The organism is Streptomyces sp. NPDC054765 (genome assembly GCF_053612065.1).
The window spans coordinates 1-11,771 of sequence record NZ_JBSHBP010000042.1 but is presented as its reverse complement, the minus strand read 5'-3'; the positions used below and the strand labels follow the sequence as shown (position 1 = coordinate 11,771).

At 71.1% G+C, this 11,771-nt stretch carries 9 protein-coding genes and 1 pseudogene; 6 read left to right on the top strand and 4 right to left on the bottom strand.

From position 1 onward, the window contains the following. The first annotated feature begins 130 nt into the window (after positions 1-130). The gene (locus tag ACWGJY_RS24575; protein ID WP_453262994.1) at positions 131-1,240 is read left to right on the top strand and encodes a bile acid:sodium symporter; all 1,110 of its coding nucleotides are present in this window, start codon (positions 131-133) and stop codon (positions 1,238-1,240) included. A gap of 21 nt (positions 1,241-1,261) precedes the next feature. Continuing rightward, a complete protein-coding gene (locus ACWGJY_RS24570; RefSeq protein ID WP_453262993.1) occupies positions 1,262-2,089 on the top strand; it encodes a COG4705 family protein in 828 nt (275 codons plus the stop codon). A 175-nt stretch (positions 2,090-2,264) separates the two neighbouring features. Here ACWGJY_RS24570 and ACWGJY_RS24565 read toward each other — a convergent pair whose 3' ends face one another. Beyond that, positions 2,265-3,431 carry an acyltransferase family protein gene (locus tag ACWGJY_RS24565; RefSeq protein ID WP_453262992.1) on the bottom strand — a complete coding sequence of 389 codons (1,167 nt, stop codon included), beginning with the start codon at positions 3,429-3,431 and terminating at the stop codon, positions 2,265-2,267. 740 nt (positions 3,432-4,171) lie between these two features. Between ACWGJY_RS24565 and ACWGJY_RS24560 the strand changes: the two genes are divergently transcribed. The 3 genes from ACWGJY_RS24560 to ACWGJY_RS24550 all read left to right on the top strand — a co-directional run bounded on the left by ACWGJY_RS24560 (position 4,172) and on the right by ACWGJY_RS24550 (position 8,264). Beyond that, positions 4,172-5,005 (top strand): undecaprenyl-diphosphate phosphatase, encoded by an 834-nt coding sequence (locus ACWGJY_RS24560; protein WP_453262991.1) that lies wholly within the window; start codon positions 4,172-4,174, stop codon positions 5,003-5,005. A 180-nt stretch (positions 5,006-5,185) separates the two neighbouring features. Further along, positions 5,186-6,469, top strand: coding sequence for a PP2C family protein-serine/threonine phosphatase (locus tag ACWGJY_RS24555; RefSeq protein WP_453262990.1), 1,284 nt, complete (start codon positions 5,186-5,188; stop codon positions 6,467-6,469). A 463-nt stretch (positions 6,470-6,932) separates the two neighbouring features. Next, positions 6,933-8,264, top strand: coding sequence for a DUF5685 family protein (locus ACWGJY_RS24550; protein WP_453262989.1), 1,332 nt, complete (start codon positions 6,933-6,935; stop codon positions 8,262-8,264). Between the two features lie 127 nt (positions 8,265-8,391). On the opposite strand, the gene ACWGJY_RS24545 is transcribed toward ACWGJY_RS24550, so the two are convergent. After that, positions 8,392-9,105, bottom strand: a complete 714-nt coding sequence (locus tag ACWGJY_RS24545; protein ID WP_453262988.1) for an SDR family NAD(P)-dependent oxidoreductase — start codon at positions 9,103-9,105, stop codon at positions 8,392-8,394. Positions 9,106-9,264: 159 nt separating this feature from the next. On the opposite strand from ACWGJY_RS24545, the gene ACWGJY_RS24540 reads away from it, so the two are divergent. Further along, positions 9,265-9,873 (top strand): TetR/AcrR family transcriptional regulator, encoded by a 609-nt coding sequence (locus ACWGJY_RS24540; protein ID WP_453262987.1) that lies wholly within the window; start codon positions 9,265-9,267, stop codon positions 9,871-9,873. Positions 9,874-9,894: 21 nt separating this feature from the next. On the opposite strand, the pseudogene ACWGJY_RS24535 reads toward ACWGJY_RS24540, so the two are convergent. Next, a pseudogene (locus ACWGJY_RS24535) lies at positions 9,895-10,841 on the bottom strand (IS481 family transposase); the annotation flags it as partial. Between the two features lie 343 nt (positions 10,842-11,184). Beyond that, a partial coding sequence (locus ACWGJY_RS24530; RefSeq protein ID WP_453262986.1) for an alpha/beta hydrolase occupies positions 11,185-11,771 on the bottom strand: 587 nt, incomplete at its 5' end.

The window sequence follows — 11,771 nt, the reverse complement described above, 5'->3', positions numbered from 1 at the left end:
GCGCACCTCCCGTGCGCCCGCCCGCCGCGCTCCGCCGTCGCGGCCCTCCTGTCGTGCTCCATACGCGCCGCCCGCCACCGCCAGGCGCGGCCGCACCCGCGCGAGGAACGACACGGAGGACGATCCGTCAGTGACCACCGCTTCATGCCGCCAGGGCAGGGGAGCGCGCCTGCTGGGCGGCGCGCAACGGCAGTTGGCCTGGGCGATGCCGGCCGCCTACGGCGCCGCGGCGCTGCTGCCGCAGGCGGGCCGGTGGGCACGTAACCTGCCGTGCGGCACGCTGTGGCTGCCGGGCGGCCCGGCGCCGCTGACACCGCAGATGCTGCTGCTGGCCTATGTGCTGTTCACCGCGGCGGTTCAGGTACGGGCCCGGGAGCTGACGGTGCTGCTGCGCCGCCCCGCGTTACTCCTGGCCGGCACCGCGGCCAACACCGCGCTTCCCCTGCTGATCCTGCTCGTGCTGGCCGGGACCTTTCTGCTCCTGCCGGATGCCGACGGCGGAAGCGGGCTCCTGACCGGGCTGGCCCTGATCGCCGCGATGCCGGTCGCCGGCGGCGCCACGGTCTGGGGGAGCCGGGCCGGCGGCAACCAGAGCCTGGTCGTCGGGCTGGTGCTGTCCTCCACCCTGCTCAGCCCGCTCACCATCCCCCTCACCCTGGCCGGCGCCTCCGTGGTGACCAGCGGCGCCTACTCCCTGGCGCTCGCCCGTATGGCGCATCCGGCGGGCGGGGCGTCCGCCGCGGCCGCCGTGGTGGCACCGTGCCTCGCGGGACTGGCCGTACGCGGTGCGCTGCCCGAGCGCCGCGTCGCCGGGGCCCTGCCCTGGCTCAAGCTCCTCGCGCTGGCCGCCGCGCTGACCCTGACCTACCTCAATGCCGCCGGCGCGTTCACCGATCTGATCGCCCACCCCAGGCCGGCGCTGCTCGTCCTTGCCACGGTGGCGGCGGCCGCCATGTGCGCGGCATCCTTCGTCCTCGGCTGGTGTCTGGCGCGCGTCTTGAAGACCGCCCACCCGGACACCGTCGCCCTCACGTTCACCTCGGGGATGAACAACAGCAGCGCCGGTGCGGTCCTCGCCACCACCCGGTTCGCCGACCATCCGCATGTGCTGCTGCCGATCCTGGCCTACAGCGTGCTGCAGAAACTGGTCGCCGGCCTGGCGGACCACGCCCTGGCCGCCCGTGGCGGCACCGGGGTGACGGCCGTGCGCCCCCGCGACAGTCAGGATGCATTCAGGTAACCCCTGGCAGCGTGCGGGATCATGACCACCGAAACGGATTCACCCACGCACCTCGCCGGGGCCCCCACCCGGCACAGGCAGCCGATGCTGAACAAGGTCCCCGAAGTCACCGTCTACTTCTGGGTGATCAAGATCTTGTGCACCACGGTCGGTGAGACCGCGGCCGATCTGCTCAATGCCAACCTCGGCCTGGGCCTGACCAACACCTCGTACCTGATGAGCGCGCTGCTGGTCGTCACCTTGGTCTTCCAGTTCCGCGCGCGCCGCTACGTCCCCGGTCTGTACTGGCTGTCCGTGGTCCTGATCAGCGTCGTCGGCACGCTGATCAGCGACAACCTCACCGACAACCTCGGAGTCCCGCTGGAGACGACGACGGCGGTCTTCGCCGTTCTCCTCGCCCTGGCCTTCGGCGCCTGGTACCTGAGCGAGCGGACCCTGTCGATCCACACCATCCGGACCCGGCGCAGGGAATCGTTCTACTGGCTCGCGATCCTCTTCACCTTCGCCCTCGGTACTTCGGCGGGCGACCTGGCCGCCGAGCGCCTGAACCTCGGGTACTGGTTCTCCGCCGTCGTCTTCGCCGTACTGATCGGCGCGGTGGCGCTGGCGCGCTTCACCCTCGACTTCAACGCCATCTGGTCGTTCTGGATCGCCTACGTCCTGACCCGGCCGCTCGGTGCCTCGATGGGCGACTACCTCTCCCAGCCGCACACGGACGGCGGGCTGGGCCTGGGCACCGTCGGCACCAGTGTCCTGTTCCTGGCCGTCATCCTCGCGCTCGTCCTCTACCTGACGCGCACCAAGCGGGATGTGGCGACGGCCGGGGAGGCCGCCTTGCAGGAGGAGTGACGGCGTTCCGCGGCCGGCGGTGAGGTGATGCCGCCGCCCGCACGCCCCCGGTCACCGGAGCCCCGGCACCCCGCTACAACGGAGGTGCCGGGGCTGCCTCATGGGGCGTGGTCGTCCTCGACGACCAGAACGCGGGGAGCGGTCACCGCCATTCAGCCCCGCCCCTCCTCGGCCGTCATGTCGTACGGCCGCGTGGCTCACCGGGGGAGGGCTCCCATCTGAACGCCCAGTTCATCTTCGGCTCCATGGCAAAGCGCAGGGCGCGCTGGACCGGCAGGGTGCACAGCAGCGTCACGAGGGCCGCGGCGAGGAAGGTGACGGCGATGGCGCCCCACGGGGTGTGGACCCAGCCGGCGTCGTACCAGCCCCACCAGCGGGAGGCCTTGGCGACGAAGCCGTGCAGCAGATAGCCGTAGAGCGTGCCGGCGCCCAGCGCGGTGCACCATGCCCGCCGGCCCGGCACCCAGGCCAGGAAGCAGGCCGTGAGGACCAACGAGCAGCCGAACATGGCCAGTTGCATCAGCACACCGCACCACCACGGAACGCCCAGATTCTGCGCGCTGTCGGTGTGGTAGAACCACGCGTCGTTCATCCGCGGCACGGCCCAGTACGCGAAGGCCGCCGCGGCCACCAGGACGGGTATCGCGGCCATGCGCACCGGCCGGCGGCGTACGAGCTGGAAGTGCTCTGCCTTCAGACGCATGCCGAGGACGAAGAACGGCAGGAATTGCAGGACCCGCTGCAGGTCCAAGTCGGTGCCGAGGTCCGGCGACACGGAAGCGGACAGGGCGATCGCCAGGGCCAGGGGCACCGGCCACCGGACGATCCGCCACAGCGGTGCGGTGAGCCGCCAGATGAACAGGGCGGCCAGGAACCAGGTGAGGAACCACGGGTCCATCAGGTCGACCGAGAAGCCCGGTGCTTCACCGGCCCAGTACCGGAACAGCGCGTACGCCGTCTGGAAGAGGATGTACGGGACGGCGACGCCGGTGACCAGCCGCTGCAGCTGGTCGCGCCGCATATCGAAACTGCGGGAGAAATAGCCGGATATGACGGTGAACGCGGGCATGTGGAACGCGTAGACAAAGATATAGAGCGCGGCCGCGCTCCGGCTGCCGGCATAGAGCGGCTCCCATGCGTGGCCCAGCGCCACCAGCACGATCGCCAGGTATTTGGCGTTGTCGAAGAACGCGTCGCGGTGCTTCTCCGGGGCCGGGGCCGGGGATGCCGGGGTGTCCGGGGCGTCCGGGGTGCCGGCGGGGGAGCGGCCGGAGGCGGGCCGCTCGGCGGGGAGCGGCCGGCCGGTGTGCCGCAGGGGGGAGGGGCGGGGAAGCGGGGTCACGACACCGCCTCCCAGTGGTCGGTGGGCCGCCGGGTCCTTCTTTCCGTGGTGGCGGGGGCGGCAACCGTGACGATCCTGGCAAGCGGCATCCTGGCTCCTCGTGTGGGCTGGTGCGGGACGGGTGAAGGACCCTACAAGGTGCTGGGCGGTACTCCTGGTGCGAGCGTGCGGGAGCCGGTGGCCCACAATGCTGTGTGGACCCTCGCCGCCGGCCCGACCGCGGAGCGGCGGTGAGCCGGTGCCTCGCCCATGGGACGTTTCCTCCCCCTGGTCGTCTACAGTGTTGTAGACCGTCTGTGGCACTGTAGACGTCGGGGCACGCGGGACGTACCCCGGCCCATCACGGGAAGGGCTGACGACATGGCTCGGCGCCCAGGTGTCCGCCCCCTGCCCGCCGCCGGTCACGGGCACTCCGCCGGTCACGGGCCCCCTTCATCCGTACCGAATTCCGGCGGCCCTCCGCCACCCGGGCCGGTGCCGCGGCGGCCCGCGCGGCTGCTCCCTTCGGCCGGACGGTGCCATCACCAGTACAGTCGCCTCACCGACCTGTGTGCCGAGGCATACGTGTGTGCAGGTGACGCCGGAGTCATCCCTGGGACCCGCCCCGGCCGACCCGGGAGCATCGCCGATGGCGTCGATGCCTCCTGGCCCCTGCCGCACGCCCGGCCGCGGATCCCGACGCCCACCGCACCACGGCGCACCCGCGCCGCACGCCCACACCATCCCCAGAAATGGATCCCATGAGCGCGATCAGCATCGGCCAAGCCGTCGTCCTCGGAGCCGTCGAGGGGGTGACGGAATTCCTTCCGGTCTCCTCCACCGGCCATCTCAAGATCACGGAAGGCCTGATGGGAATCCCCGTCGACGACACGGCCGTCGTCGGTTTCTCCGCCGTCATCCAGGTCGGCGCGATCGCCGCGGCGCTGGTCTACTTCTTCAAGGACATCGTGCGCATCGTGGGCGCGTGGTTTCGCGGGCTGCGCAACCGCGAGGAGCGCTACCACCACGACTACAAGTTCGCCTGGTGGGTGATCTACGCCACCATCCCGATCGTCGTCGTCGGCCTGGCCGCCAAGCCGCTGATCGAAGGCCCGCTCGCCTCCCTCTGGGTGGTGGCCGGCTCGCTGATCGTCGGCAGTGGTGTGATGTGGGCGGCGGACCAGATGGGCCGCCACAAGCGCGGTGAGGACGACACCTCGCTCAAGGACGCCATGTGGGTCGGCTGCTCCCAGATCCTCGCCCTCCTCTTCCCCGGCTTCTCCCGCTCCGGCGCGACGATGTCCACGGCCCTCATCCTCGACCTGGAGCGCGTCGCGGCCACCCGGCTCTCTTTCTTCCTTGGCATTCCGGCCCTCACCGGAGCCGGTATCTACGAGCTGAAGGACGCCATCGGCAGCGGCGCCGCGGTCGCGCCGCTGGCCATCGGCACCGTCGTCTCCTTCGGCGTCGCCTACGCCTCGATCTCCTGGCTGCTGAAGTTCGTGGCCAAGCACTCCTTCAACTCCTTCGTGATCTACCGGATCGTCGTCGGTGTGCTCCTCTTCGGCCTCCTGGGCATGGGCGTACTCAGCTGACGCCCCGAGGGGGCCCGGCGGGGCGCCGGCCGCTTCCCGCCGGGACCCACGGCCACGGCTCCCGGCCGCACGGAGGACCGGCACCGCAGGCGTGGCGGGCCGTGCGGCCGCCCGGGGCCGGTCCGGCGGATCATGGCCGGGGCCGTGCCGGAAGCGGGCCGCAGTGCCCTGGAGGTGGCCGTGTCGAACCAGGATGACCCGCAAGCGGACCGGGACGCCGATCAGGCCGGCGCCCTGGCCCGGCTGCGCACGGTGGAAGAAGCCGCCGAGCGGATCGGCACCACCCTGGACGAGCGGACCACCTGTGCCGAGCTTTCCCGGTTCCTGTGCCGGCACCTGTGTGACGCCGCCGCGGTGGACCTGCTCACCGAGAGCACCGGGACGGTGCCGCGCTCCCCGGCGGCGCTGCGACGCGTGGCGACGGCCGGCCTGGTCAGGGTGCTGGAAGCGCGGTTCCCCGATGAGGGCCAGGGAGGGGCCGAGGGCGGATCACCCGCGCTGCGGGCCCTGGCCGAGGGGCACCCCGTCACCGCCACGGCAACCTTGCCGGGCGGCCGCTCCACCGGGGCCCTGTCGGTGCCGCTCCTCGCGCACGGCCGCCGCTACGGTGTGCTGCTGGCCCTCCGCGCGGGCGGCAGCTTCACCGCGCACGAGACCGCCACCGCGCAGTACTTGGCACGTCTCGCCGCCGTCCAGCTCGCCCACGCCCGCCGGCATGCCGTCGTGCAGCGCACGGCGACGGACCTGCAGCGGGCGCTCCTCGCGGAACCCGGCCGGCCGCACCCCAACCTGGAGCTCGCCACCCGCTATCTGCCGTCCGGCAGCAGCGCCCTGGTCGGCGGCGACTGGTTCGAGACGGTGCGGCTCCACTACGGGCGCACCCTGCTCGTCATGGGCGACGTCATGGGCCACGGGCTCGACGCGGCGGTCGACATGAATGCCTACCGCTCCCACCTCCGCTATGTCGCCTCGACCGATCTGCCGCCCCACCGTGTCCTGCGCCAACTCGACGCCGCCGTGGCCGGGGACGAGGCCCGCCGTCCGGCGACCTGTCTGCTGGCCCGGGTTGATCCGGCTCGCGGGATCGCGGCCTTCGCCAGCGCCGGTCATCTCCCTCCTGCGGTCTTCAGCCGCGAGGGCGTCGCCGGACTTGTCGATGTCCCCGTCGGCCCGCCCCTGGGCACCGGGGCCGGGGGCTATGAACTCGTCACCCGCACCCTCACTTCCGCGGAAACCCTGCTGATGTTCACCGATGGCCTCGTCGAGCGGCGTGGCGAAGACATCGACGTCTCCCTGAACCGGCTCGCCGGGATGCAACTGCCCGCCGGGGCGGGGGTGACGGAGGTGCTCGACGAGGTCCTGCGCCACCTCGACGGCCTGCACGCCGAGGACGATGTGGCCGTCCTCGCCGCACGCCTGCGCCACCATCCAGGGGCGGGGCCGGCCGGGCCCGCGGCGATCTGACGCACCGGCGCCCCGCGCCCGGTGCCCGTGTCCGAGCCCCGGGCCCCGACAATTCCTGAAGCAGGCTGAACCATCCCGGGGCGCGGTCCGTACATAAGGGTGTGCCGCGGGATTTCCCCGATTCCCGGCCTGGCCCGGCCTACCTGTGGACCCGGGCCCCGCGGCCGCTCCGCCGGAGCTTCCCCTGGCACGGCGGAGCGGCCGCCTTCACCGCCGTGCGGTGCCGGGCTGGATCAGTTCCCCGGAGGGCTGCCACCCGGCCCGTGCGGCACCGGCGGGCACCGCCTCGATGCCGTCCACCGTGAAGCCCCGGACTGCCACCGCCGATGTGATGGCGCATCAGCCGCTCCTGGGCCCGCGCGAGGGGCATGTGTGCAGGTCAAGAGCGCACTCGGTACGATTCCTGCCGCTGCCGGCCCATGCCGGATCCGGCCGGTCCGCGCCGACGTCTTACGGGGGTTTCATGTTCGGAATTGTCAGGCCCTGCACTCATCGCCTGTCGCAAGGGCTCAAGGCGGAGTGGATGGCCCATCTGTGCGGTCTCTGTCTCGCGCTGCGCGGCGATCACGGGCAGTTCGCCCGCGTCGTCACGAATTACGACGGGCTGATCATTTCCGTGCTGACGGACGCTCAGAGCGGCCCCGTGGATGCCCGCCGCCGCACCGCGGGCCCCTGCCCGCTGCGGGGTATGCGCACCGCTTCGGTGGCAGAAGGGGAGGGTGCGCGCCTCGCGGCATCGGTGTCCCTCGTGCTCGCCTCGGCGAAGATACGCGACCATGTCGCCGACGGGAACGGAGCGCTGCGCCGCCGCCCGGTGGCCGCCGCGGCGCGCAAGGTCGCCGCGGGATGGGACCGGGCCGGGGCGCGCACCGGCGCCACCCTCGGCTTCGACACCGCCGTACTCGTCGACGCGGTCGACCGGCAGCTGGGCATCGAGGAGTTGGCCGGTCCCGGCACACCGCTGACGTTCATCACCGAACCGACCGAGACGGCGACCGCCGCGGCCTTCGCCCACACCGCGGTGCTGGCGGGCCGGCCGGGCAACGCCGCGCCGCTGGCCGAGGCCGGCCGTCTCTTCGGACGGCTGGCCCATCTCCTCGACGCAGTGGAGGACCGTACGGCGGACGCCGCCGAGGGCGCCTGGAACCCGCTCACCGCCACGGGTGCCACCACCGCGCAGGCCCGCCGGCTGTGCGACGACGCGCTGCACGGCATCCGCCTCGCGCTGCGCGAGGCGGAGTTCACCGACACCGCCCTGGTGCATGTGCTCCTGGTGCACGAACTGCGCCGGTCGGTGGACCGCGCCTTCGGTACGGCCGCCTGCTCCCACCAGGGACACGGAGCGCCGGGGCCGTACGACGGTCAGGGCGGGAACCCGTACGACGGCCAGGGCGGGAACCCATACCAGAACGGATACGGTCAGCCCTCCCCGTACGGGCAAACACCGGCCGGCGGCCCGTACGCCCACGGGCAGCAGCACCTGAACGGGCCACAGAACCCCTACAACGGCGGTCCGATGGGCCCCGGAGGCCCGGGTGGCGGCCACGGGGGCGGCTCGGGTGGTGGCGACGGCGGGCTGCCGCGGTTCCCGCACCAGCCGAAGAAGCCCCGTGGCTTTCTCGCCGGCTGTGCGGTGGCCATCGGGCTGTGCTGCACTTGCAAGCTCTGCTGTGCGGAGGAGTACGAGGGGCCGTGGTCGCGCAAGAAGCGCGAAGGATGCTGCCAGGACTGCGACTGCTGCGACAGTTGTGATTGCTGCAACTGCTGTGACTGTTGCAGCTGCTGCGACTGCTGATCGCGCGATCCGGACTCCGTCCGGTGCCTGGCGGCCGGCCGGCTTGCCGCACCGCCCGTCGGCTCGCCAGGGCCGCAGCCTGAGCATCGGACCCGGTGGACCTTCCAGGACAGGGCCAGCTCACTCGTCAGGCGCGGGCGTGAACACCGATGCCCCCGGAGACGACGAGGTTGTCACCGGTGATGTAGCCAGCTGCGTCCGAGGCGAGGAAGGCCACGGCTTCGGCGATGTCTGCAGGAGCACCGGCGCGGCCGAGCGGGGTGTCCCGAGCCCAGGTGTCGATCATTTCCTGGGAGACGCCCATCTTGCTGTAGGCAGGGGTGTTGATCAGCCCTGGGCTGACGGCGTTGACGCGGATGCGGCGGGGGGCGAGTTCGACCGCGAGGGACCGCATGAGGGGCAGCAGAGCACCCTTGGCGGCTGTCATGGCGGGGCCGATCCCTTCGCCGGCGCCCACGGTGAACACGACCGAGGCGCCCTCGTTGAGGAGCGGGAGCGCCTTTTGCAGGGTGAAGAAGTTGCCTTTGACGGTGACGTCGAACAGGGCGTCGAAGTCGGCTTCGTCAGTTGACTCGATCGGGCCGGGCCGGAAGATGCCCGCGTTGAGGAAGAGCAGGTCGAGGGAGCCGAATTGCCGGCGCGCCTGCTCCATGGCGTGGTCGATGTCCGGCAGGGAGCGTGCGTCGGCCCGGACGACCGTGACGTCTTCGGGAAGTCCGGCGTCAGCGACACTGCCGAGGCCGGTGACCATGACGCGATAGCCGCGGGAGTGCAGTAGTTCGGCGGTGGCCTTGCCGATGCCGCTGGTTCCGCCGGTGATCAAAGCTGTGTGTGCAGGCATGATGCGCTCCTTCGCGTGCTTCTGAGCGGAGGCTGAGTAGCGCCGCCCGTGACTGGCGGGTGGCACCGCGTCCCTATTCTGGCAGCGTACGACAATTTGGCAGTGACTGCCAAGCTTCATATGACTGTCGTCCTGACAGCGCTGGGCTAGCCTGGCGGCATGAAGCAGCAAGCCGGCTCAGCGACGGGCGCACCAACCACACTGTGGGACCGGACGCGGCATCTGGCTTCCCAGGAGATCCTCGCGACGGCGCTGCGCCTGTTCACCGAGCAGGGCTACGACGAGACGACCATCGCCCAGGTCGCCCGGGAGGCCGGCGTCTCCCAGCGCACCCTCTTCCGCTACTTCGGCACCAAGGAGGACCTGCTCGGCGGCAGTCGGGACCGGTTCGGGCAGATCCTGGCGGACACGATCAGCGAACAGCCCGCCAATGCCGGTGCCTGGGAGGCCCTGCGCGCAGGACTTGCTGCCGTACTGGCCCTGCACGACAGCCGAGAACAGGCCCTGGAGCGGTTCCGCCTCCTGCACAACACCGCCTCGCTGCGCGCCGGTTGGCTCGAAAAGCAACTGCGGTTCCAGGAGAACCTGCTGCCGCTCATCGAGCCCCGAATGGACGCAGCCACCGGCAACGAGGGCGCGAAGGCCCGCGCGGTGATCGCGACGGCGCTCGCGTGCCTGGACGCGGCATTGACGACGTGGGTCGCCAACGACGGCAAGGGCGAAATCATGGACCTGTACGACGAGTGCCTGGCTGCGGTGCGCGGCTGACCCGCAGCGGCCAACCAGCCTGTATTGCCCTGTGAGGTTGGGGACGCGGCTGGCGGGTGGTTGGCCTTTGAGGGCGGTGTGTCCGCGGTGGTGATTGTAGGTGTGGAGCCAGGCGGGGTAGGCGTCGCGTCGTTCCTGTTCTGAGTGGTAGGGCTTTGCGTAGGCCCATTCGTCGAGCAGGGTGCGGTTGAGGCGTTCGACTTCGCCGTTGGTCTGGGGCCGGTAGGGCCGGGTTCGCTTGTGGGTGATCCCGGCCGCTGTCAGGGCATCGCGCCAGAGGTAGGACTTGTAGCAGGCGCCGTTGTCGGTCAGGATGCGTTCCACGGTGATCCCGCAGGAGAGGAAGAATTCCTGGGCCCGGGTCCAGAACCCGGTGGCGGTCTCCTTCTTCTCGTTGGTGAGGATCTCGCTGTAGGCCAGGCGGGAGTGGTCGTCGACGGCGGTGTGGATATAGCTGTAGCCGACACCTGAGCGGGTCTTGCGGCCCGCTGGGCGGCCGAGTGTCTTGTGGCCGCCGCCGTGGGGGTGTTGCCGAGCTTCTTGATGTCGACGTGCATCAGTTCGCCCGGGCGGTCACGTTCGTAGCGGCGGATGTTCCGGCCGGTGGCGCGGTCCAGGTGGGTCAGGCGGGCCAGACCGTAGCGGGTGAGTACGCGGTGGACGGTCGAGGGCACCAGCCCGAGCAGGTAGGCGATACGGGTCGGTCCCCACCGGCGAAGGACGCGGACCTTGATGATCCGGCGTTCGGTGCGGGTCGGTGTCCGCCCAGGACTGGGGTGGGGGCGGCTGGAGCGGTCGCTCATGCCGGCCTCGCCCAGGGCCCGGTATCGGCCTGCCCACCGCTGGGCCGTCGTCGGGGAGACCTGGAAACGCTCCGCGGCCCGGCGCAGGTGCCAGCCGTCCTCAACAACGCAACGGGCAACTCGCAGGCGGCCGGTCTGGGTCAGGGGTGCATTACGGTGAACCACGAGGGCCTTTCTGGTCGGTGGAGACGTCGCAATCCACACCGAACCCGGAAGGCCCTCACCCGTTCAAGATCCCTCAGCCGAGATCTCGCTCACCCGTCCACAACCTCCCAGGACAGAACAGCTAGGGCGCGTATCGAGTTGTGATCAATAGGCGGCCGGGGCGAGGTCTTTGATGTATGGCATCGAGCCGAGCCGGTGGCGGCTGCCGAGGAGCGGCACGTCGCCCATTCCGCCCGTGGTTCTTCGCTCCCCTCCATGGGGGAGCGCTGAGCCGGGGCCGAAGGTTCCCTCTTGTCGTGTGTGCGGTGCCCGTAGCGAGCGGTGTGGTGGTGAGCGCTGTGGTTCAGAGCCGGGCGAGCAGGGTCAGCAGGGCGACGGTGTCCGACTCGTGGGAAGCGAAGGCGCCGTGGTCGCTGTGCCAGGTGACTGTGTGGGTGGCGCGCTGCGTGAAGCGGCGTTGCAGTTCCGGGTGGATGACCCGGTCGTCGGTGCAGCGGACGTAGGTGCTGGGCCGTGAGCGCCAGGCCGCGGTCACGGCCGCCTGGTGGCCGGCTGCCATGACCTGGGGGACCAACTCGGTGACGTGACGCAATTGCCGGTCCGTATCGAGCCGGCCGTGGAACAGCTCGCCGGCCCGGGTCGGGTCGATCGTGGTGGTGCCGGTGATGTCACCGATCATGCATGCGCCCAGGTCGCTCGGCGGTGCCTGGGCGAGCAGCCCGAAGCTGGTCTCGCCGACGTCGGGCATCATCGCGGCCAGGTACACGAGATGCGCCACCTTCCGCGGTGGGAGACCGCTGATGACGGCGCCGCCGTAGGAGTGGCCGCAGGCGACGACGGGACCGGACTCGGCGATGTCGTCCAGTGCGGCTTCGGCGGCGGCAACGTCCCCCGCCAGTGAGCCTCGGTGCAACTCGGCGACGGCCACGG